The following is a 23438-nucleotide window of genomic DNA, read 5'->3' on the forward strand; positions in this document are numbered from 1 at the left end:
CTTCAAGCAGAGAAGGAAGCCAGGATTTGTTCATCTACAAGCATCTTCTGGGCCTAATGCTGCCTCGGACTGTACCCTAGCTTCGTTTGAGAGGGTAATGAATATCCTTTAAAAGATTAGGGGACACTGCCAAAGCTAGGGGAAGCCTGATTGACTTTCTTAACACACATCCCCCCACTCCAATTCGCAAAAATTGCTGACGTCAAAAAGGCGCTTGGAGACCTCAATACAGGCAGGCTTTTCTCCGCGCTTCTTCTTCCCAGTAGAAAAAATATCCTACATGGTAGTAGCTTGGGGCTCTCTTGCCCACATTGCTTCTAAATTTGGGAGCAGCGCCGAGCTCATTTTTCGGGTAAACAATCTTACAAATATCAATCTCCGTGTTGGTCAACAGTTGTTGGTTCCACAACTTGCGATAAGCATCTTAATAGACGGCAAAAGTCGTACTCTAACACTTCTCAATCACGGTCGGTTTTTTTTAAAAGGGATACCCCATTGTATCAATACGGATGACCAATCGATATGGAGTGCTCCAGACAGAAGGATAAGCTCGCTGTACGAGATGGGAAGCGTACCCCATTCGGGGACAAAAACTATCTTTGCAGTAGACGTTTAGCCGTCTTGGCACAAGCCGGGTTTGGTAATCTGCCCTGCACAGGAGGAAATGGAGCCTGCTGCAGGAATCGTGTTAGCAGCTCCTGATATTGAAGAAATGTTCATGCTAATTCACCGTGGCACTTTAGTCACTATTCGGTAGTGTACTACTAGTATTATCCCTCACGTGTTTTTGAAAAAACCGATAGCCAAGTTAGAGCGTAAGCTGAAAAAATTGGCTCAGCACTCTAACAAAGGAGGTGGCGTGCGTCCCAAAGGAAAGATTCAGCAAACGCGACGGAAGCCTGTTGATTCTAGCAGAGAGAATTACGAAAACCTGACAGCCTGGCAACGAGTGCAGCTTGCAAGACACACCTCTCGTCCATATTTTCTGGACTATATACGAAAAGTCTTTACGGATTTTGTCGAATTAAAGGGTGACCGTTATTTTGGAGACGACCCGTCCATGCCATGTGGATTAGCAAAAATTGACGGCATGCCCTGCGTAGTTATTGGCCAACAAAAAGGCAGAAATGTTAAAGAAAACTTGCTCCGCAACTTTGGTAGTCCGCACCCAGAGGGTTATCGCAAGGCGCTACGCCTAATGCACATGGGGGAAAAATTTCATCTACCTATCGTAGCGCTGATCGACACTCCAGGTGCCTATCCTGGCATTGGTGCCGAGGAGCGACATATCGCGAAAGCCATCGCTGTGAATATCCAGGAAATGATGGTTCTACGTACTCCGATCGTAGCAGCCATTATTGGAGAGGGTGGCTCAGGAGGAGCACTTGGGATAGGTGTAGCCGACCGCCTTCTCATGCTAGAGAATGCTTATTATTCAGTGATTAGCCCCGAGGGATGCGCTGCCATCCTTTGGAAGCACCGTAAGTATGCACCTGAGGCCGCAGAAGCTCTAAAAGCCAATGCTTTCGATTTATACAAACAGGGGATTGTAGATGAGCTCGTTCCAGAACCTTTTGGGGGAGCCCATCAGGATATTGAGGCAACAGCCAACTACCTCAAATCTGCTCTTGTTGCTGCTTTGAGGAGTATTAGAAAACTCCCTATGGAGCAACTGCTTTGTGAGCGCTATTCCAAATTTCGCAAAATAGGGATTTTTTCTGAGGAAAGATCCCCCCCATTAAATTAAGTTCTCTAGATTTGGAAGGGTGGCTGAGTTTGGGTTAAGGCACTCGATTCGAAATCGAGCGTAGGAAGAACACCTACCGTGGGTTCGAATCCCACCCCTTCCACTACTAACTATCAGTATCAGAGTTGTCGGATGGCTTCTTTTGCTAGCTTCCGCAAAGCTTCGGAGCACCGGACAAAGGAAACGGTCTCTAAGGCCCTTTGGTGCAGTGCCGCTATAACTTCTGTGTAGAGAGGTAAGCTGGTTAACAACCGGCTAGCATATGCTATTGTTTCCTCAAAGTCTTTCCTACTTGCTGGATATACGCTACTCAAGAGGTTGTCCAATGCTCCACCTCCTCCCAGAGAGGGTACGCCACAGAGCACCGCATCACCGGCAACTTGACCTGGAACACCGCTGCGGTCAAATTGCAGAACCAGTTTATGTTGAGCAATTAACCTAAGATAGTCGCTATAAGCAAGGCGCCCCTGTATAATCTGCAAGACACCTCGTCCAGCATCAATGCTCCGTAGCAAAGCATACCCGCGACTTCCCTCTGTATTGATGCAAGTGACGTGCATTCTTAATTGAGATGCAAGTTCGCAGGCAGACAAAACGGCTGCAGCATGATTCCTGGAGGGAACGAAAAATTCCCGTGTTCCAAGAAAGATCCCGGAACGCTCCCTGATGGGAAGGCGGAAATCCCATTCCTTAAAATCCAGTGGATATGGAGTAGGAATAAACTCACCAAGAGTCAAGTGTACTGCACGGTAAACGGGTAGTAGCCAGGGGGTACTTGCAAGGAATCCAGTAGCCATCCGGCCTATCTCCATAAATCGTGTGAAAACACGGGTATGAGAAAGCGATTGAGCCACTTGATGATAACCAGCCTCCTTCCAGGAGATAAGGAACGGAATCCTGCGAGACACAAATTTTTTTCCTACTTGTAAAGAATCAGAAAGATTACCCCTTAGTAGTACGAGAACTACTTTAGCTTGAATATCCGCCATCCGGCGGGTGAACCTCCCGCCAGTACATGCTGCGTAGGCGTGATAGTTGACCGGGGGATGCCCTGCTGATACGCTAGGGGAGGGTGGTCCACCCGAGAAATCCTGGGTGGCATCTTTTCCACCAGGGTTGATAACATCCAAGCTTAACTCTCGCTGATTCTGAAGTTCCTCCAAATCTATGTCATCTCGGATGATCTATGATGTCCAACTGCCTCGCAACTAGGTTCAAAAATTTGGAGCCGGCGACGAATTTCTGCAATCCTCTGAGGAGTCCCCCAAACTTTTTTCTGAGACCAGTCGATAACATTCACCACTTGTTATATCTCCCTGGGGAAGACGCGGCGAAAAAGCAGCCATGTTGACTCGTGACCACCTGCTCAAGCACAATCCCCAGCGATGTTTCTTTAACTATCAGATTCAGGTTCCATTCGCAACCTTCTAAGAACAGCTAGTGTCGCGAAACGAAAACCATAGGGAACGCCATAGTTGGTCACAGCGCACAGCGGTCGAATAGTGTCTGCTAAGGCAGTAAGGTTAGGGGCAGGAAAGAGGTTCCAGAGAATGCCAATCCAATTTGCCTTTCCGAAAGAAAAAAGGCACACCCAATTCCACCGAAAAACGAGATAAATGGCACTGCCGGCCAGCTATCAACAGTTTGTACCTTCCTTTCTTGCCCTAGTGAATATTCAGGGGCAAAGTGCGTTCATGACATCTATTAGCACACACTTTGGAAGTACACAGCCTACTCATGCTGCTATTCTGGAATGGGTTAAGAAAGTTGCTTCGCTTACTAAGCCAGACATGATCTTTTGGTGTGATGGAACGGAAGGGGAAAAAAGTTACCTACTTAGCCAGGCAGTGCAAGGAGGTGTCCTTCATCCTTTAAACCAAAAAAAGTGGCCTGGCTGCTATTATCACCGCTCCCACCCAAATGATGTTGCACGCGCTGAGCAGCATACTTTTATCTGTACTGAGAATAAAGAGGAGGCTGGCCCTACAAATAATTGGACAGAGCCCAAGAAAATGTATCAAAAACTTTATGAGATACTTCAAGGTAGTATGCAAGGCCGCACCCTCTTTGTCGTTCCCTACCTTATGGGCCCCCCCCAGTCCACATTGAGCAAAGTTGGCATCGAGTTGACTGACTCTATCTATGTCGTGCTTAACATGCGCATTATGACTCGTGTAGGAGCGGTTGCCTACCAGCAGCTGTTTCATGAGAATGGTTTTAACCGCGGTATCCATTCTCTGTTAGACTGTAGCCTAGATCGGCGTTTCATCTGCCACTTTCCTACAGACAACGCAATTATTTCTGTTGGTTCAGGTTATGGTGGAAATGCACTCCTCGGAAAAAAATGCCTTGCTCTACGCATCGGCTCTGTGCTGGGGAAAAAGCAGGGATGGCTAGCTGAACATATGCTTCTCCTCTGTGTAGAAAGCCCATCTGGTGAGAAGTTTTATGTAGCTGCCGCCTTTCCGTCCGCTTGTGGCAAAACTAATTTTGCCATGATGATTCCTCCAAAAGCCTTACAGGGATGGACAATTACTACTATTGGAGACGACATTGCCTGGATGCATCCAGGCTCTGATGGCCGACTCCACGCCATTAACCCTGAGACAGGTTACTTTGGGGTTATACCTGGGACTAGCAGACAGTCTAATCCAAATGCTATGCGCTGTATAGAAAAGGACACTCTCTTCACTAATGTAGCTGTTACTCTAGATGGAGATGTCTGGTGGGAAGGTAAGGATGGTACTCCACCAGATAATTTACTCGATTGGCAAGGCAATCCTTGGGATCCAAAAAGTGAAAAGAAGGCGGCACATCCTAATGGCCGTTTCACAGCTTCGATGTACAATAATCCGATGTTGGCAGGAGAGGTAGATAATCCTCAAGGGGTGCCCATCGATGCTATCATTTTTGGTGGTCGTCGAGCTACTACGATACCTCTGGTCTTTGAAGCCTTTAATTGGATACATGGTGTATACATTGGTTCTACCGTAAGCTCGGAAATGACAGCTGCCGCCTTCGGCGAAACGGGACAAGTTCGCCGCGACCCTATGGCCATGCTTCCCTTTTGTGGGTACAACATGGGAAGTTACTTCCAGCATTGGCTGAACATAGGCCGCCGCATTGCTACTCCGCCAAGGATCTTTCACGTAAACTTGTTCCGAAAAGATAATGACGGCAATTACCTCTGGCCTGGATATAGTGAAAACATGCGTATACTTAAGTGGGTTATAGGGCGTTGCAAAAACTCCACCGGAGCCTCGGAAAGTCCAATTGGCTGGATCCCAAGCTACCAAGACCTGGACTGGGCCGGTCTATCCGAAGTTACTCCGGAGAAGTTTGATCAACTAATGAAGATTGATCCCGAGGAGTGGTTTCATGAACTCACCTCACAGGGCGAACTTTTCATGAAAATCTATCCTACTCTTCCGAAGGAACTCATCTATCAGCGCGAGCTGCTAATCGCCCGGTTATAAAACGCGCGTTATGGCTGGGGGTCACATCACAACCGCAAGCTATAGATAGTTTTGGCTATGTTGTCTCTCTTTTTAGCCCCGATCGGGGACAACCCGAGTTTAGGAGGCGCGTTCGTTGGACGGTGCATGGTAGTCGTAAAATAACGCTTACTCCCTTTCCCTCAATACTTTCAATACCAACTTCTCCTCCATGCGCCTGGAGTATACGCTTGACAACCATAAGTCCCAATCCAGATCCAGATTCTCTGGTGGTAAAGTATGGCGCAAAGATATGCGACATGTTTTCTGCCGGAATTCCTGGTCCCGTATCAGAAAAAATGACGAAGGCGCAAGATGCATCTACTCCAGTTTTTATCCGTAGAATACCGCCTGTCTTCATAGCCTGAAAGGCATTACGGATGACGTTGTAAAAAGCCTGTTTGAGCTGATTACGGTCCACACGTAACTTTAATAGTGTGCTTCCCAGTTCAAGCTCTACAAGGATATCGCGGTTAGAAATTTCCACCTGAAGGAAGGCAACGGATTCCTGCACCAGGCAATTAAGGTTTTCCACATCCAACTTAAGAGGTTGGGGGCGGATTGCTCGCAGAAATTGAGTAGTGATTTGATCTAAACGGGCGACTTCATGCCGAGCCACACCGACGGATTTCTCTAGTTCCATGCGGAGAGACTTCGGCAACTTCTTCATGCAGCGCTTCATGAGCTGTAGATGAATATCTAGGGAATTGAGGGGATTACCTATCTCATGGGCAATACCAGCTGCCAGGAGAGTTAAAGCAGAGGAGCGCTCAGATTCAATCGTGGCCTGAGTCATACGACGTGTTTCTGTGATGTCTCGTAAAATAATTCCCTGTCCTTCCAACTGCATTTCCTTTTCTATTCCCGCCTCACTCATCAGTGGTACCACATAAAAATTTAGAAACCGATGCTGAGGATAACAGACTTCTAGGTCTCCACTTATAGTTGCTGTAGCACCAGAGACTGCTTCTAAATCAAGACCATGCATAATTTCCCCAACAGAAGTCCCTAAACTAGCATCTTCTTGGATTCCAAAAAACGCGCACGCCGAGCGGTTAAGATAAAGAACTTTGCCTTGAATGTCAGTAACAATGACACCTTCTAGGATTGCATTAAAAATGGTTTCTAAAAATCCCTTCTCCCGTGCCAGATTCTCCAAATAGACTTGTACCTCCCCAGGGGAAATACGCGGAATCCGACCTAGCAATTTCTCAAGGAACGCGCGCTTCATAAAACAAGACAATTAAGACTTAGCCAAAACGATGAGGTATTGGTAGGGTACTCTAAACTGTAAGCTCCAATCCTAAACTTGTCGTTGTGTACTCAACACCTCCACTTTGATCGTGCTTGCTTCAGCGGAACTTGACGTACATCGAGGTACTCTAAATTTTTTCCTAAACGCATGAGACTGAGGCGCACTAACTGAACAAGTAGCGTACGGGGTTTTCTACAAGTTGAGAGAAAACTTAGATACCCAGCGCCGCTATTCGTCTTTTTTCTAGTTAACAGATCGTTTTGGAGCTAAAACTACGCAAACAGTAACACCCACAAAGTTACGTTAGACGGTTCAATGCGCTAACCACTGCTTGTATAGAAGCTAGTTCAATGTTGGTGTCTATCCCTGCTCCCCAAATGTGTTTCTTTCCAGAGAGAAGTTGCACATATGCAATGGCGCTCGCCTCCGAACCGAATCCTAAAGCGTGCTCCCTATAGTAGGCAACTTCGAAATGGGGCCCACCTGCTTCTCTGATGGCATCGACAAATGCAGCAATTGGGCCGTTTGCCTTTCCTACTAAGCGAATAGCCCTTGTGTTATGGAAGACTGTGGCCTGGCACTGAAAAAGCCCCCCCGGATCTTCTTCCATCTGAAATCGCTCTAACTTCCATGGTGTATCAAGATTTACGTATTCACGACAAAAGATTGCGCGCAGCTCCGTAGAGCTTACTTCACGCCCGAGATGATCTATTTCGTCATTGGCAATCGGGCCAAATTCCCTTTGCATCTCCTTCGGCAGTTCAATGCCACACTCGCTCTCCAGCAAAAAGGCCACTCCACCCTTTCCACTTTGACTATTCACCCGGATCACTTCATGGTACTCTCTGCCGATGTCCCTTGGGTCAATCGTTAAGTACGGGACGTCCCAAGTGCTCCGTCTACCCTTTTCCCACTCCGCCAGTCCTTTTTTAATAGCATCCTGGTGAGATCCACTAAATGCAGTAAAAACCAACTCACCGGCATAAGGGTGACGTACAGGAATAGCCATGCCTGTACAGCGTACGTAAGCTTCAACTAGTTCATTGAAGCGGCTCAAGTCCAAGCCAGGGTGGATACCGTGCATGTAAAGGTTAAAGGAAATAGTCACAATGTCTAGATTTCCGGTTCGCTCCCCATTTCCAAAAAGAGTACCCTCCACACGGTCTGCTCCTGCTAATAAGGCAAGCTCCGCAGCTGCGATCCCTGTACCACGGTCATTGTGGGTATGCACACTGATGATCGCAGATTCCCTATGTTCTAAATTTCGGCAGAACCATTCCACTTGGTCAGCAAAAACATTAGGCATTGCTACTTCCATTGTAGCAGGCAGATTGAGAATTATCTTTCGTTGAGGAAAGGCCCCCCACTCTACCATCACTGCCTCGCATATATCACGGGCGAAGTCGACCTCAGCACAAGAAAAACTCTCTGGGGAATATTGCAGAATTACTTCCGTTTCCTTTAGCAAGGCGTCTGCACATTCCTTAATCCATCGAGTGCCCTGTACGGCCAGCTCTAGTATTTGAGGCTTATCCATACCAAAAACTGCCCGTCGTTGAGCTGGAGAAATCGAATTATAGAGGTGGATAATAACACGCCTGGCTCCCTTAAGGGATTGCACAGTTCTTTCGATTAAATCTTTTCTTGCTTGGACCAAAACCTGCACTGTAACGTCGTCGGGGATCCGGTTTTCCTCTATCAGATGCCGATTAAAGCTATACTCAGTTTTGGATGCTGCTGGAAAACCAATCTCGATCTCCTTAAAGCCGCATTGCGATAGAGTCTGAAACAAATCTAGTTTTTGTCCTATGCTCATCGGAACGGCCAGAGACTGATTCCCATCTCTTAGATCCACACTGCACCATATTGGAGGGTGATCCAAAAGTCTATCCGGCCAGGTACGATCTTGAAAGGTAATAGGATGAAAGCGAACATACTTTTGGGAGGGGTTATCTAACATGGTAGAACAAGCGGGATGATATGGGAGGGAAAGCAAATTCTCGAGCAAAGTTTGATTTTAAAGCAAAAAACTCTCTTTCGGGGAAAAAGCGTCACATTTCTGGATAAAGTCCATTTTTTTGTAACTGCTCCACCCCTGTAAGTTATTCTCTTCTTCCTTGAAAGGGGCAATTTCAGTTGAATCCCCATGGTAACACACTGTACCTTCCCGATGAAGCCTTGCCTCCAAAACTCGCTCCTTAAGTAGAAAGCGGAGCAGCTACAAGCTAAAATACCCAGCGCAGATCATTCCTCTCCGAGGAAGCCTTCCTCCCAGCACCTCCCCCTTCAGGGGGTGAGGCAAAAAAGCGGTTTCGCTCAGGGCAGCAGTTTGCATTGCTAGACAGAGAAAGTCATTCACATTTCTCGGCGTTACCACGAGTTGGAAAATGCAGAGATAATCTAAATCTACTGGGGTCCAATATGTCCTCATTTTATGAGGCTCCCTCCTCTGTCGTATGCCATTGACACCCAGGCAATTATGAGCTACCAGCGTACCAACTACTAAATGCAGTTCCTTCCCAATTGGATTCTATCTACGTTATCAGGTCTAGGTTTGTAGAGATAGGTTTCTCCCGACACACACGCTTGTCCTAATTTCCAAATTCCATGAGATGCGGGCAGATGTAGGGCTTCCAGTATAGATTATAAAAAGATCTCCCTTCAATCTTTGCTCTAAAGACTCGTAATACAAGCAACCGTCACGGGTTTAATGGTTTGGGAGTAATAATACAAGCGTTGGTCCATGTGATTCTTCAAAGTAAAAGCTTTAGCGAGGCCATATATACTCTTCGTGGAGAGTCTTTCCCTTGCTGTGTAGGAATAGTGTGCATGGCATCAAGGACTCAGAAAACAGCATTCCCGTTCTACCCATTCACAAAGTATATGACCACAAATCATGTGACACTCTTGGATAAAGGATGTTTTGTTTGAAGGTGCTGCCAATATGACATCAGCAAACTCTGCTAAACAGCAGGATTTCCTCCCACAAAATACAGTTACTTTTAGCCCTTTCAGGCGTGCTATCTTCGCTGCCTCTACTATGTTGCGGCTCTCACCAGAGGTAGATATTGCTACCAGAACATCGCCTGGTTGGCCGAGGGCTTCAACTTGACGAGCAAAAACATTTTCAAACCCGAGATCGTTTGAACAAGCCGTCAGCACGCTAGTATCAGTGGTAAGTGCGAGCCCAGGGAGGGCTCGTCGGTTCGTGCAAAAACGCACTACAAGCTCAGCTGCCAAATGCTGGGCATCTGCTGCACTCCCTCCATTCCCAGCAAACAAGATACGTTTTCCACTGGTTAAACTCTCCACCCAAATTTCCGCAATTTTCTCCAACTGAGCACTACAGTCTCTTACCAGGGCGTTTAGAACCAATTGGTGCAGATTAACACTTCTTCGAAAGAGATGGTAAAAGGACGTTTCGTTCATGTGAGGCATGCAAAAACCCACCCGGTACAGTTCTTCACAGCAGCATGCATCCCCCCTCTGCTCGTTAAGAACCTGACCACGAAATCTCTAAACAAACATGCAAAAGCCAAAACGTGGGCGCTGAGAGAGTGGTATTCGGATAACAGTCTGAGAATATATCTGCCTTCTCCCGCGTGTATTCCAATGGCGGGCAGGAAACAGCGGTCCATTCTAACTCACTCAGAGTCAAAAGAAAATGGACGGCTGAAACGACGTAAGCAAAGTTTCCATAAATTTCCTTAGGTAGGAAACGGACAATAATAAAACTGGTCAATGTACCAAGTAAACGCTAACCGTCTCTTAGAGAGCAGCAGCCCGTATTTTTTATATAGTGTCACCTTCTAACGAGTAAGTTGACACGGGGCTCTAGCAATCCCTCTAATTCCTTTTACTGCCGGGTCTTTCTTGGGCGAGAAATGTGTGCCAGCTTATCTTGGTATGAAAGCAGTGCTTAAAACACGTTTGAGCGGCAGATCGTGCAGGCAACATGCTCTTGACCAGAAATTTCTTTCTACCCATGCTTTTCAGTAAAAGATGCGATATCCGGAAGACTGTCGTTTCCTACTAGACCGCTCCGTCTTGTCGAATTTCTATCCAAATATTTACTCTACGTGAAATCAACAGCCATTCCGAAATTCTCTTAGCATCAGCAAATGAAAGGCTCTTCCCACTTCAGCAGGCCGGCGAGCATACTAGTCCAGGACCTCCTGTCACCAACTTGCAGTTTTTCAGCTAAATGCTTCATTCTGCGAGCATAGCTGCCTTCGCCTGGGCCAGCGGAGAGTACCGCAATCTTGCCTCGGCATTTTTCAAGCAGAAGACTTTAGCGTGTGCCTGTAAGAGGAGATCCACTCCCTTCTTTTCGTGGATAGTTCTCTCCGCCTCGAGCTTCTGAAAATGTTCGAGGACGACCCCCTGCATTTTGTTGCTACTCCTCCGCTGGTGGGCACTCCTATGGGGCCATGACTAACTACTATAACCGGACACAACTTAGCGTCCAAAAATACGAAAAGCTAACCGACGTTCTTTTTTTTAGGGGTAAAAAGAAGCACTGCATCCCCCTTTAACCTAAACCTCCCCTGCCAAAATAACTGCTCTTTAAGGGGCTTCCATGGATAATAGCGCCTAAACTTTTCGTATCCACCGAGTCAGGAGAAACCACACCGATAGGTAGAAACCCGGGAAGAGCTTGAATGTCAACAAAAGCCCCCAAGGGTTTTCCATGATCCGGCAGAAGAACGGGCCCTGAAACCCCTCCCCAGAGGCTACCACCTTTTTTATTCTGTAGGACCAGACTTCTCCTTCTCCTCATTACAGGGTGCATCTACCCATTCAATATAAGCCATGGGGGAAGCGTCACTTGCACGGGGCCCCAATCTCACGATTCGAGTGTATCCCCCATTGCGATCCATAGCACGCGGAACGAGCTCCTCAAAGAGCTTTTTCACGGCGCGTTTTTGCACAAGACGGCTCATAACTTGACGGCGGGCAGCAAGGCTGGCCCGCTTTCCAAGGGTCAGCATCTTTTCTGCAAAAGGGCGCATTGCCTTAGCCTTAGCGAGGGTTGTCTTGACCCGCCGATGCTGAATCAGGTCGCACACCTGATTAGCTAACAGAGCATCGCGATGTGCAGTGGTACGCCCCAATTTGGCGATCTTTTTTCTATGTCGCATGGGAAATATGCTACTCAGCTGTAGCGATCGGATCTTTCTTCTCTAAGTCAGACCTCTCTTCTCTGAAAGACTCAACAAGCCCCGGCTCAAATTTCATCCCCAAACTTAGGCCAAGCTGAGAAAGTTTATCTTTAATTTCATTGAGAGACTTTTTTCCAAAGTTACGGTATTTAAGCATTTCAGTTTCTGACTTCATAGCTAGCTGACCTACAGTAGTAATATTGGCGTTGTTAAGGCAATTAGCCGCACGCACAGAGAGCTCAATTTCGTTGACGCTCATATTAAGCAGCTTTTTTACACGCGTGCTTTCTTGACTTAATTCCTGTGGTGTTTCATCGAACACAACCTGGCTATCATCGTAGTTGACAAATACATCAAGGTGATGACGGAGAATAGCCGAGGCATGCAATAGAGATTCGTTTGGAGTTAGGCGCCCATCAGTCCAAACTTCGAGGATCAACCTATCGTAGTCCGTACGCTGCCCAACGCGAGTATTTTCCACTGTGTATCGGACACGAACTACTGGGGAAAAGACTGAGTCGATGGCGATAACACCGATAGGCTGATCTTTCCGTTTATTTTCGTCCCAAGTTGCGAACCCTCTCCCGAGGTGGACTTCCAGCTCTGCCTCAAATTTTTGTTTCGTGTCAAGGATGCAAATATGCTGCTCAGGATTAAGAATTTCACACTGCTGATGAGGTTGGATATCTGCTGCAGTAACAGGCCCTTCCTTATTTACAGAGATAACTAAAGTACGGACTCCACAGTCGTGCACTCTGAACTTAATTTTCTTCAGGTTAAGGATAATGTCTACCACGTCTTCGACTACTCCTGGCAGAGTAGTGAACTCGTGCAAGGCCCCTTGAATTCTTATAGAAGTGATAGCGGCACCCTCCAGCGAGGAGAGAAGAACTCGGCGTAACGAATTTCCAACCGTGTGTCCGTATCCGGCTTCAAAAGGTTCTGCAATAAACTTGCAATAAGTATCAGTTGCTGTTCCCTCGTCTCGGACAAGGCTCTTAGGCATTTCAAAGCGCCCTAATTGAGTAACCATGAACTAGGATTTCTGTTTTCTGGGTTTCCAGCAGAACAAGCACTGGAGTATCGACAACACTTTTCTTCTGGGAAGACAACGGAGCCTTGTTTCACCAGTGCATCTAGAAGGCCTTCGCTTATACTTCCTATTTCCCCCTTGTAAAGAAAAATGACCAAGTTCTACACTGCAGGCAGCTTCACCTGACGAGCAACTTCCGCAACACCAACGGCAGGATTCCACCATGGCGCAGATAGTCTACTTCAATACAAGTATCGACTCTTAGTTGCACTTCTACGTCTTTCACAGAACCGTCTTTGCGCTCAATTCGGAGAATAAGAGCCTGTCTGGGTTGAACTTTTTCATTTAGCTTAAGGACACTGAATTTTTCTGTACCGTCAAGTTGAAGCGTTTTTGCGCTGATCCCCTCCGGGAATTGAAGAGGTAACACTCCCATACCAACTAAATTGGAGCGGTGAATACGCTCATAGCCAATAGCTATCACTGCACGCACCCCTAACAGCTTAGTTCCCTTTGCCGCCCAATCCCGGCTACTGCCTGCGCCATATTCCTGACCCGCAATCACAACCAAGGGAACCCCCTCTGCTTTGTAAGCCATTGCTACGTTGTAAATAGAACGTTGCTCAGCTTCAGGGTACTTGATACTGACTCCTCCCTCCGTGTTGGGCAGCATTAAATTCCTAATCCTTGCATTAGAAAAAGTTCCCCGTGTCATAACCCGGTCATTACCGCGACGACTACCATAGCTGTTGAAATCTCTAGGTTGAATTCCACATTCAATTAAATACTCTCCTGCTGGAGAGTTGGCTTGAATAGCTCCCGCTGGAGAAATATGGTCGGTGGTCACAGAATCTCCGAGTATGGCTAGCGGACGCGCGTTATAGATCTCCGAGAGACTAGCTGGCTCTATAGAAAAATCTTCGAAAAAAGGGGGTTCTTGGATATAAGTGCTTCTGTGGTCCCACTGGTAGAATTTGCCTGTGGTGCCTTCGATCTCGTCCCACTTAGAGTTTTTAGAAACGAAGTCTGCATACAAGCGGCGGAATACCTCAGGCCGGAGTGCGTCAGCCATTACCTCGCGAATTTCAGAAGTTGAAGGCCAAATCTCTCTTAAGTAGACATCCTTCCCATTCAGATCCTTGGAAATAGGATCGTGAACGAGGTCGACATCTATGTAGCCTGCCAGAGCGAAGGCCACTACCAGTGGGGGTGACATAAGAAAATTGGCTCGAACACTTTGATGGATACGTGCCTCGAAGTTTCTGTTTCCGGAAAGTACAGCCACCCCTACCAGGTCACTCGTAACAACAGTCCTTTCAATTTCTGGATTTAATGGCCCCGAATTACCAATGCAAGTAGTACACCCATAACCCACAATATTGAACCCCAACTGGTCTAAATAGAACTGCAGCCCTGTCTGCCTCAGGTAATCCTCTACTATTCGCGACCCAGGCGCCAAAGAAGTTTTTATGGAGGGCTCCACTCGCATTCCACGTTGAACTGCCTTTTTAGCTAGAAGGCCAGCTCCAATCATTACACTAGGATTACTTGTATTGGTGCAACTGGTAATAGCTGCGATAAGGATGCTCCCATCACGCAACCTCGTGTTGGTTGCATGGACAGCAGAGCAGTGGAGCTCATTGTTAGAGCTCAGCGTAGGATGGTCATCCACCATCTCGATGTCATTTTTTGGACTGCCATTCCTAGCTGCAGTAGTTGCAAATGCCGCCCCTTTTCCAGACCCTTTTTTTCCATATCCCCCCTCAGAAACAGGAATAGCTAAAAGATCCTGGAAGGTCTTCTTTACTCGATGGAGAGAAATACGATCCTGGGGGCGTTTAGGACCTGCCACACTAGGCTGGATTCTACTGAGATCCAATTCTAGATTGGTGCTATAGTCAATGTCTCCTTTATCCGGCATCCCGAACATTTTTTGGACCTTAAAATATCTCTCAAAAGTGGCAACCTGAGCCTCGCTCCTCCCGGTTAACCTCAGGTAGGAGATAGATTCTTCGTCCACGGGAAAAAATCCCATGGTGGCCCCGTACTCAGGAGCCATGTTCGCAATTGTAGCACGGTCTGGTAATGTAAGCGACCTAGCCCCCTCTCCATAAAATTCGACAAATTTACCAACAACCTTAGAAGCCCGTAGCGTCTGGGTGACAGACAAAGCAAGGTCAGTGGCTGTCACTCCCTCTCTTAGCCGTCCAGCGAGATGTACGCCGATTACTTCGGGTGTCAAAAAATATACGGGCCGACCTAACATCCCCGCTTCCGCCTCGATGCCTCCTACCCCCCAACCTACGATGCCTAGTCCGTTGATCATCGTAGTATGGGAGTCCGTACCGACCAAGCTATCCGGATAAAAAACCTCACCATCAGCATACCTGGCGCTCAAGATTCCCTTGGCTAAGTATTCAAGATTCACTTGATGAACAATCCCAATACCAGGAGGCACCACGCAAACATTCTTAAAAGCTTGTTGCCCCCACTTAAGAGCTTGGTAGCGCTCGCGATTGCGGGTGAATTCCATCTCTAGGTTGAGATGGAGTGCTTGCGGTGTACCGTAAAAATCCACTTGCACAGAGTGATCCACCACTAGATCTACTGGTACCAGGGGTTCGACCAAGTCAGGATTTCCTTGGAAGCGCCGAACGGCGCTGCGCATCGCGGCAAGATCTACTAGAAGGGGCACTCCGGTAAAATCCTGTAGGACAATGCGAGCCGCTACAAAGGGAATCTCTACCGGATCTGGAGACCTTGCATTCCAATTTGCCAGGGTATGGACGTCCTTATCGGAAATTCTATGGCCATCCCAGTTACGCAAAACGGACTCCAAAATTATACGGATGGTTACCGGCAACCTAGAGATTCTCCCTATCCCATTTTGCTCCAGGGCCGGCAGAGAATACAGCAACCCCTCCTGGCCATAACCCGTGCAGAATTTTTCTAGCGTATGAAACGGATCGCCTATCATTGCAACGACTTCAGCGCATCACGCACTTTGAGAAAATCAGGAACCTGCTTAGGGTCATCGTTCGACTCTGCGTATTGAACGTAACCCCGACGATCAATGAGAAAGGCTGAACGCTTCGGTACTCCACTCATTCCGAGACCCGCCTCCGGTAGGAAACTGCCGTAGGCAATCCCATATGCTTTGGCGACCATGTGATCATAATCACTCAGTAACACAACTCCAATCTTCTCCTTTTCAGCCCACGCCTCCTGTGCAAATGGATTGTCTCCACTAATGCCATAAACAGTCGCATGTAGAGAGGAATAGATCGACAAATCCTGGGTGACGCAGCACAGCTCGCCGGTACAAACAGGAGTGAACGCCATGGGAACAAACAACAGGAGAACGTTCGAGCTGGCAAATTGATCCGAAAGCCTGACGCGCCTCAAGCCGTCCCGGCTCTTACTACTTAACGTGAAATCTGGCGCCAGAGTACCAATAGACAGAGCCATGATCCCTTTTAACTTCCTTTCTTCATTAGGTCAAGAGACTTTCTTAAGTTTGACAATGAGCTCTCTTTGTCAGAGAGTCGGATAGCTCTTAGGGAGCTTGTGTTTAGCCCAGGGCTCAGAAGCGCATCGCCTCGAGTCACTTTGGCAGTCTTGCAACTGCCTCGTGGTGTAACGGTAGCACTGCAGATTCTGGATCTGCATGTCATGGTTCGAATCCATGCGAGGCAGCCAGGAGTACGCTTCTGCTCTAATGAATTAAAACGCACACTTATCAACCTCTGCAGATAGGGGAAAGCTGGGAGACTGGTACTGACTAACCAAGCCACACCAATCGCATTTCCTAACACTTCATTCTTTTGCTTGCTGAGCGTCCAATAGAAAAAGGAGTTTGGATGAATAGCGGGAGAAAGCGGAATTTGGGAACTTCACAGCAAGGTTTTGCAACCGTTCTCTAGCTTCTGGTATTCTCCCGGCCTGTGTCATAAGTAATTCTGCTTGGGCGTAAAGGGAAAAAGGTACTACGAAGGACACTGGATATTTGGTGGTGAGGGCTTGCAGCTCTGCTATACCAGCTGGAAGATTTCCGGACACTAGTGCATTCTCGGCCCTTCCTAAGGCTGCAATCGGTGCAAGAGAATGTTTTGGGAATGCTGCAAGAAACCTTTGATAGGTCATGCTCGAATCCTCCAGTCTGCCAAGACGCCTCTGCTCCGCTGCCAATAGGAGCAGTGCACCAGCTGCCGCATCTGACCGAGGATATTTAGAGATTACTGTCTGCAGCTGCTCCACAGTAGAGGCATTGGCGAACAAAGCTGCGGCAGCTTGTCGTGCTCGGCAAACGGCAACTAGAGAGATGGCTCCTCCTGCGCAAATTATCCCCACCGCTACCCCACCTATAATAGCTTTCTTAGACTTCTCTACGAAAAATTCCATTCTAAGCTCTTTGTAGACCAAGCAGGGAGTGGTGTATCCATTCCGTTTTCGTTTTATAACAGAGCTGCAACGCTAAGCGCCGCCAGGATAGAGATTTCCCTTTTCTCTCCAGAGAGATACAAAGTAACACATTGTAGGAGCAAATCTTCTCTCCTTGGAAGAAAATAAAGAATAGTGAAAACCCATACATCAGGGGCTAACTCCGATCGTACATTTAAGTTGCTTGGGAAGGAAATCTCTGATCCTATGTCATGGGTTGCGCCGTTGCTACCTCCGCGAGTGCCCGACCTACAGGAGGAGCACGTTGATTTCTTAAAACCTTACCTAACCTGCTTTAGTCATGTCTTCCCGGTGCCTTAGAGAGGCTGACATCGCCCTTCTTCTCTCCAGACTGCCGCACTGGAATTACCAATCGCAAGAGATCTCCCGTGTCTTTCGATTTTCTAGCTTTATTCAATCAATCGATTTTGTGAATCAAGTCGCTAAATTATCTGAAGATACTCACCACCATCCGAAAATTTTAATTTGTTGGAGGAAAGTTTCCCTTACACTGAGCACCCACAGCGTGGGAGGATTAACCTCTTTGGACTTTGATCTTGCCTCTAAAATAGACCTCCTATTTGCTGACTTTTCATGACTTCTGGAAGGAGAAGGACCTAACCCTGCTTGGGACTCCTCCCTATGGGCTTTCTGTGCTTAGCTTCCCTCCTCTCTTCCAAGCTCAGCAGTTTCAAAGCGTGTAAACTGCTTTAGGAAGGTAAGCTCTACTTCCCCAATGGGGCCATTTCTCTGCTTGGCGATAATAAGTTCCGCCCTGCCACGTAGGTTCTCACCGTTTTCTCGATCTCCCTTCTCGTAAACTTCTGGACGCACTAGAAGAGCCACCACATCAGCATCTTGCTCAATTGCTCCTGACTCACGAAGATCAGAGAGGCGTGGCTTCCCCCCCTCACGGGTTTCAGGCTGGCGATTAAGTTGAGCAAGTACAATAACGGGGATATTGAGTTCCCTAGCTAAGGCCTTAATCCCATAGGAAATCTCGGAAATCTCAATTTGCCTATTCTCCTGCCCTCTTCGCGAGGAGGAACGAAGAAGCTGCAAATAGTCAATTACAATAAGCTCGACTCCTTCAGTATCCTTCATACGGCGTGCCTTAGAACGCATTTCCAAGATGCTAAGTGCAGTAGTATCGTCAATGAAGATTTTACACTTCGCTAGTCTGTCCGCAGCTGCAAAAAGGATATGCAAAGCATTACTGGAAATGAATCCGTCGCGAAGTTTTTGCAAATCTAGGCGAGCACTAGAGCAAAGAATACGCTGGACAAGCTGCTGGCTGCTCATTTCCAGGCTGAAAATACCAACGGCCTTCCCGATTTCTAAGGCAACGTGCTCTGCAATATTCATGGCAAGCGCTGTTTTACCCATGGATGGACGAGCAGCTATTACAAACATTTCCCCACCATGTAAACCATTAGTTATTTGATCTAATTTCTTAAAACCAGTAGACAAACCGGTGATGCCACCACGGTTTTTGTAGAGTCTATCAATATTCTCGACGGCCGCCATGACCAATTCCTTCATCTGTGGAAATGTGTTGCGGTAGCGCGCTTCGCCAATAGAAAGTACTCGACTTTCTAACTCATCCAATAAGGTCCAAACCTCGCCCTGCTCGGTGTAGCAGCGTGAAGCCATTTCCGTGCAGATAAAAATCACCTGACGAAGCAAAAATTTCTCCTGAACGATATCCAAATAGTAGCTAGCATTCGCTGCCGTTGGAACAAATGTCAGAATCTCGTAAAGAACAGCTTCTCCACCTACTCGATCCAGGAGCTGGCGATCTTCTAAATACTGGAGGAGAACGATGATTTCTACTGGCCGAGAGAGCTTATAAAGTTCCACCATAGCCTGGTAGATAATCCTATGCGCTGGATGATGGAAGTGCTTGTCGTTAATGCGCTCAATACAGCGGTCAAGGGTTTGTTCGGGGGAAAGTAGAACAGAGCACAACACACCCTTCTCAGCGTCTGTACTTTGAGGCAGGGTCCTATGAATGTCTGATGGATGAGTCCCCTTCTGCACACTTCTCCCCCCTTTCGGAAGATTCCTTGGACAAGTGTGGCCGGCTTGCGAAGGACAGCATCGCTGCAACCGCCGGAAAAGCTGAGGGGAAACTAAGGAAGTTCCACCAGACAAAATCTAGCAGAGGAAACTGGCACACTTTGGAATGCCAAAAATTTTCTATAAAGACTCCCCAGACGGTTTCTCCATTACTGGATTGAGAGAACTGAAGGAAAAAGTGGCTATTCCAGGTTACTGCCATTGTTCTTTACAAGGCTTTCTACGTGGAAAGCGGGGATTGTTTCAGATTGAACGTCTTTTTTCACACCTTTCACGGAGACGCTTAAGTATACCGCCACCCGAGAATGTAACTTCACCTGCACTTTGTAATCTCCACTTTCTTTAATTGGCTTCTCTAGAGAAACGGCATGCCTAGGGAGTGCAACGGACCGAGATTCGCTAAGGATCTTGTCCGCAATATCTTTAGCGGTGACAGAGCCAAATACCCTGCCCCCTTTTCCGACCTCAAGTTCAAAGGTAAGCCTGAGCCTACTAATGCTATTTCCTAACTCCTCCGCAGCAGCGATTTCACGCGCCTCACGTTTGGCCCGCTCGGCTTTAAGGTAGTTGAGTTGCTGCAAGGAGGAAGGGGTTAATTCTAGTGCCTTCCCACGTGGAAAAAGAAAATTACGTGCATAACCACGACGCACCTTGACTATATCTCCCTCTACACCGATAGACCCAACGCTTTCAGTAAGAATGACTCTAGTGTTCGCCACAAAAACCTCCCACCCGGAGTCCCAGGAGATACAGAATGCTCCCTGGGTTGTCAACTACTACTCTTGCCTACAAAGACAAAAGGGAAGGCCTTAAGAGATTTTAATCGAGCCCAAGGGTCATTTTCTCATGCCCGCAAGAACTCCCCTCTCTGCGCATTCACCCATGAAGCGTAAGTTGCGCAAGAAGTAGCTGTTGTAATCTTACAGCCAAGTAACCCCATTCTTAAGAAGATCTTAAAATGGAATATCATCCTCCTTTTCCTCCTTTACGCTGGAAGAAGGAGGTTGGCTAGGAAAGCCAGAGGCATCCTCAAAATGTTGTGGAGGAGTGTGTTGTCCCCCCTGCCGCCCCCAAAGAAGTTGGAAATTTTCGGCAACCACGCGCAGGCGACTCCGTTTTTGCCCTGTCTGTTTATCTTCCCAGGTATCCATTTGGAGGCGTCCTTCAACATAAACTGTACTTCCCCTCTTTAAGTACTCACTAGCTACTTCAGCCTGTCTTCCCCAAAAAGTTACCTCTATAAAGGCTGTTTCCTCTCTCTTCTCCCCGTCAACATTATAACGCCGATTAACAGCCAACCCAAGATCGGTAACCGCAGTCCCCTTGGGGATGTACTTAATCTCAGGATCGCGGGTGATATTGCCAATTAGAATAACTTTGTTAACACTAGCCATAGAATCAGCCATAGTAACCGCACTCCTACCTACAAGGAAATGCAGTCCTTATCCGACAAGAGAGGTTATAGGACAGAGCAGTATTGCTGTAGGGCAATCTCTTCATCCAGTTTGAACCTCTGGCGCAGGCGTTCAATAAGAGAGGGCTCCGCCTCAAATACAAAATTCACGTAGTAAGCAGTTTTCAACCGCCTATGTTCATAGGCGAGCTCACGCTTCTCAAGGCGCTGCACTTGCAAAGTGTTCACACCCTCAGCAGTCAGGGTATTTTCAATACGCTCGATAATTTCTTTGCTTCCCTCCTCCCTACCCTGCGTATCTAGGGCAAAAAGGACTTCATATCGACGGGTGTTAATAAATGTATGCATTTCTTTGTGCATTGTGCTGTTATTAGTTGAATCGATTCATAACGGCGTTGATTCCGGAAGATTCCAGCATTTCGATGGCATCGCATGCGCGGGCTACGGCGCGGTCCACCGCAGGCTTTTCTTCCTTCGAAAAAACGCCAAGAACGTACTCCGCAAGACTGGAACCTGTTACATTACCGATTCCGATACGAAGCCTGGGGATTGCCTCCGTAGAAAGACAACAGAGGATAGAAGCTAATCCATTGTGACCACCTGCGCCTCCGCCCTTGCGAATTCTCAACTTTCCAAGAGGAATAGTGAGATCATCAAGGATGACAAGGGCTTGCTCTGGTGAAATTTTATGAGAACGCAAGAGTGTTACCACAGGATAACCAGAGTAGTTCATGTATGTGAGCGGCTTCATAAAGATTCTCCCCATAGTATCCTTAGCAATCTCAAAACCATCATGAAAGCTGCGTTCGAAACGCAATCCCTTGGTGCTTGCAAAGCGATCGAGAGTCATAGATCCAACATTATGACGCGTTTCGTCGTAAGCAGGGACAGGATTGCCTAGTCCAACGAAAAGCCGCAGCCTAGCTTCTCCCATATGAATTATGGAAGCCCCCGATTTTTTTCCTTGATTACCTCAGGGGAAGAGGTACTCCCACCCAGTGGGGGTGTAACAGGCTCAGAAATTCGAAAGACGGCAAGCTCTGCATCCGTCACGGGTCGCACTCCTTCTGGGAGTACAATATCCCTTACATGATAGGAGTCCCCTACGTCTAACGCTGTGACGTCTACCTGAATAACTGCAGGGAGATTCTGTGGAAGGCACTCAACTGACAGGACACGCAAACTTTGCTCAAGGAGGCCTCCACCAGCTTTGACTCCTTTGGCTTCTCCTCTAGCTTCCAAGGGAATTGCAACTTCAATTTTTGAAGTAGCAGAAATGGCCCGGAAATCTACATGCAAAACCCCCCCGTTAACAGGGTGGTGCTGAACCTCTCGAATCAGGGAGAGTTGATTAACTACTCCACTCTCCTCTTCTGACCCTGGGTCATTACTAACGATCCGGAGCTCTACTAGGAGATTTTCGCCCGTGGCATGAGCGAGAATTTGCTCCACTTCGCAACGCTTAACTTCTATGGAACGTGCTCCGCCGCTCACGCCATAGAGAATTGCTGGAACACATCCCCGGGCATGCACCTTCCTCACCGCATTCCTTCCACGTTCCACGCGCGGAGCCGCTGAGAGCATAAGCTGCTTAACCATTCTAATTCCTAACTCCACTTTCCCACTTACCTTTTTAATTCAAACAGAGAACTGACTGACTCATCGCGATGAACGCGCCGGATACCCTCACCAAGCAACGGCGCAACAGAAAGAACTCTGACGAGCCCCCTAGCCTCCTGAGAGAGCGGCACGCTATCCGTCGTGATTAACTGTCTTATTCCAGAGGAACTTAACCTTTCTATTGCGCAGCTTGTCAAGACCGCATGCGAAACCCCTGCATAAATATTCTGTACGCCGGATTGGTGGAGAATCTTAGCTGCGCTAGTTAATGTGCCAGCAGTTTCTGTCAAATCATCTACTATCAAAGCATTCTTTCCCTGTACCTCTCCTATGACATATAAGGTGTCGACTTCAGTGGCAGAGCAACGTCTCTTTACCGCGATGGCAAGCCCGGCACCTAATGCCTGGGCGTAGGCGGAAGCCATTTTCACTCCACCTACATCTGGTGAAACTACTACCAGATTATCCAAGCCTGTTTCCCAAAGATAACGGTTTAAGACGGGCAGTGCATATAGATGGTCCACTGGGATGTCAAAAAAGCCCTGTAGCTGCTGAGCATGTAGGTCCATGGTCAATACCCGGTCAACCCCAGCTGCGACGAGTAGATTAGCCACCAATTTTGCCGTAATGGGGACGCGCGGTTGATCTTTGCGATCCTGCCGGGCATACCCAAAAAATGGAATCACGGCGGTAACCCGCGCAGCGCTGGCACGTCGCGCAGCGTCCACCAAGATTAAAAGTTCCATCAAATTCTGATTTGTTGGAGGGCAAGTAGGTTGGACAACAAAAACATCCTGTCCGCGGATATTCTCATTTATCCTTACGAAAGTTTCCCCGTCCGGGAAGGAAGAAATGGAAGCATTTCCAAGTGGAACCTGGAGATAAACAGCAATGTCCATGGCGAGTTGGGCATGTGCCCTCCCTGTAAAGATCTTCATCTCATTCTAAAAGGTGGAACGCGTTAGAGAAAGTACGGGCTATAACTAGAAAGGACTGCTAAGAAGTCGTATCGAGACGGTAAATGGCAACCCGACGCAAAATCTACAAAATCTAAGCCGGAGCCGGCAGGGACCAATTCTCTGCACACTGCCCCATAGAGAGCGCGGGAGAACAACAACTAAAGAGCTCTAAAAACCAAAACACCACCGGTGTAGTAGAGAACAAACAGACTCTGCTAGCAAGCGGATTCACATC

General features: G+C 47.6%; 19 protein-coding genes and 2 tRNA genes. 5 read left to right on the forward strand and 16 right to left on the reverse strand.

Annotation, left to right across the window (positions count from 1 at the left end; all coding sequences use genetic code 11):
* Positions 1–781: 781 nt before the first annotated feature.
* The gene (locus AMD24_RS03890; protein ID WP_320408893.1) at positions 782–1747 is read left to right on the forward strand and encodes an acetyl-CoA carboxylase carboxyltransferase subunit alpha; all 966 of its coding nucleotides are present in this window, start codon (positions 782–784) and stop codon (positions 1745–1747) included.
* A gap of 13 nt (positions 1748–1760) precedes the next feature.
* Positions 1761–1850, forward strand: a tRNA-Ser gene (locus tag AMD24_RS03895).
* Positions 1851–1866: 16 nt separating this feature from the next.
* Here AMD24_RS03895 and AMD24_RS03900 read toward each other — a convergent pair.
* Positions 1867–2910, reverse strand: a complete 1044-nt coding sequence (locus AMD24_RS03900) for a hypothetical protein (RefSeq protein ID WP_062100744.1) — start codon at positions 2908–2910, stop codon at positions 1867–1869.
* Positions 2911–3450: 540 nt separating this feature from the next.
* Here AMD24_RS03900 and AMD24_RS03910 point away from each other — a divergent pair.
* Positions 3451–5223, forward strand: coding sequence for a phosphoenolpyruvate carboxykinase (GTP) (locus tag AMD24_RS03910; protein ID WP_062100908.1), 1773 nt, complete (start codon positions 3451–3453; stop codon positions 5221–5223).
* 55 nt (positions 5224–5278) lie between these two features.
* On the opposite strand, the gene AMD24_RS03915 is transcribed toward AMD24_RS03910, so the two are convergent.
* The 7 genes from AMD24_RS03915 to AMD24_RS03950 all read right to left on the reverse strand — a co-directional run bounded on the left by AMD24_RS03915 (position 5279) and on the right by AMD24_RS03950 (position 16159).
* The gene (locus AMD24_RS03915) at positions 5279–6472 is read right to left on the reverse strand and encodes a two-component system sensor histidine kinase NtrB (RefSeq protein WP_062100746.1); all 1194 of its coding nucleotides are present in this window, start codon (positions 6470–6472) and stop codon (positions 5279–5281) included.
* Between the two features lie 322 nt (positions 6473–6794).
* Positions 6795–8456, reverse strand: coding sequence for a 2-isopropylmalate synthase (locus tag AMD24_RS03920; RefSeq protein ID WP_062100747.1), 1662 nt, complete (start codon positions 8454–8456; stop codon positions 6795–6797).
* 875 nt (positions 8457–9331) lie between these two features.
* On the reverse strand, positions 9332–9934 hold the full coding sequence (locus AMD24_RS03925; protein ID WP_235503184.1) for a D-sedoheptulose-7-phosphate isomerase: 603 nt from the start codon (positions 9932–9934) through the stop codon (positions 9332–9334).
* A gap of 1307 nt (positions 9935–11241) precedes the next feature.
* Positions 11242–11637: a 50S ribosomal protein L17 gene (gene rplQ / locus AMD24_RS03935; protein ID WP_062100750.1), complete on the reverse strand. Its 396-nt coding sequence runs from the start codon at positions 11635–11637 to the stop codon at positions 11242–11244.
* Positions 11638–11647: 10 nt separating this feature from the next.
* Complete coding sequence (locus AMD24_RS03940) at positions 11648–12691, reverse strand: DNA-directed RNA polymerase subunit alpha (protein WP_062100751.1); 1044 nt, start codon at positions 12689–12691, stop codon at positions 11648–11650.
* 178 nt (positions 12692–12869) lie between these two features.
* On the reverse strand, positions 12870–15668 hold the full coding sequence (gene acnA / locus AMD24_RS03945; protein ID WP_062100752.1) for an aconitate hydratase AcnA: 2799 nt from the start codon (positions 15666–15668) through the stop codon (positions 12870–12872).
* Positions 15665–16159: a redoxin domain-containing protein gene (locus AMD24_RS03950; protein ID WP_062100753.1), complete on the reverse strand. Its 495-nt coding sequence runs from the start codon at positions 16157–16159 to the stop codon at positions 15665–15667. The genes acnA and AMD24_RS03950 overlap by 4 nt, the downstream gene beginning before the upstream one ends.
* 157 nt (positions 16160–16316) lie before the next feature.
* Between AMD24_RS03950 and AMD24_RS03955 the strand changes: the two genes are divergently transcribed.
* Positions 16317–16390: transfer RNA gene (locus tag AMD24_RS03955), tRNA-Gln, on the forward strand.
* Between the two features lie 117 nt (positions 16391–16507).
* Here AMD24_RS03955 and AMD24_RS03960 read toward each other — a convergent pair.
* Complete coding sequence (locus AMD24_RS03960; protein ID WP_062100754.1) at positions 16508–17092, reverse strand: tetratricopeptide repeat protein; 585 nt, start codon at positions 17090–17092, stop codon at positions 16508–16510.
* A 340-nt stretch (positions 17093–17432) separates the two neighbouring features.
* On the opposite strand from AMD24_RS03960, the gene AMD24_RS03965 reads away from it, so the two are divergent.
* Entirely contained in the window at positions 17433–17729 is a 297-nt protein-coding gene (locus AMD24_RS03965) for a 4a-hydroxytetrahydrobiopterin dehydratase (protein ID WP_062100755.1), read from the forward strand.
* A 59-nt stretch (positions 17730–17788) separates the two neighbouring features.
* Here the strand turns inward: AMD24_RS03965 and dnaB are convergent, their stop codons facing one another.
* From dnaB to AMD24_RS04005, 7 genes are all read right to left on the reverse strand, one after another.
* Positions 17789–19171 carry a replicative DNA helicase gene (gene dnaB, locus AMD24_RS03970; RefSeq protein ID WP_062100756.1) on the reverse strand — a complete coding sequence of 461 codons (1383 nt, stop codon included), beginning with the start codon at positions 19169–19171 and terminating at the stop codon, positions 17789–17791.
* A 221-nt stretch (positions 19172–19392) separates the two neighbouring features.
* Complete coding sequence (rplI, locus tag AMD24_RS03980; RefSeq protein WP_158404399.1) at positions 19393–19929, reverse strand: 50S ribosomal protein L9; 537 nt, start codon at positions 19927–19929, stop codon at positions 19393–19395.
* A gap of 234 nt (positions 19930–20163) precedes the next feature.
* Positions 20164–20616: a single-stranded DNA-binding protein gene (locus tag AMD24_RS03985; protein ID WP_062100759.1), complete on the reverse strand. Its 453-nt coding sequence runs from the start codon at positions 20614–20616 to the stop codon at positions 20164–20166.
* Between the two features lie 53 nt (positions 20617–20669).
* The gene (gene rpsF / locus AMD24_RS03990; protein WP_158404401.1) at positions 20670–20972 is read right to left on the reverse strand and encodes a 30S ribosomal protein S6; all 303 of its coding nucleotides are present in this window, start codon (positions 20970–20972) and stop codon (positions 20670–20672) included.
* Positions 20973–20994: 22 nt separating this feature from the next.
* The gene (gene pth / locus AMD24_RS03995) at positions 20995–21558 is read right to left on the reverse strand and encodes an aminoacyl-tRNA hydrolase (RefSeq protein ID WP_062100761.1); all 564 of its coding nucleotides are present in this window, start codon (positions 21556–21558) and stop codon (positions 20995–20997) included.
* 5 nt (positions 21559–21563) lie between these two features.
* Positions 21564–22241, reverse strand: coding sequence for a 50S ribosomal protein L25 (locus AMD24_RS04000; protein ID WP_062100762.1), 678 nt, complete (start codon positions 22239–22241; stop codon positions 21564–21566).
* 8 nt (positions 22242–22249) lie between these two features.
* Entirely contained in the window at positions 22250–23182 is a 933-nt protein-coding gene (locus tag AMD24_RS04005; protein ID WP_062100763.1) for a ribose-phosphate diphosphokinase, read from the reverse strand.
* Positions 23183–23438: the final 256 nt, after the last annotated feature.

Origin of the sequence: Candidatus Xiphinematobacter sp. Idaho Grape (assembly GCF_001318295.1) — a bacterium.
Taxonomy (GTDB): Bacteria; Verrucomicrobiota; Verrucomicrobiia; order Chthoniobacterales; family Xiphinematobacteraceae; genus Xiphinematobacter.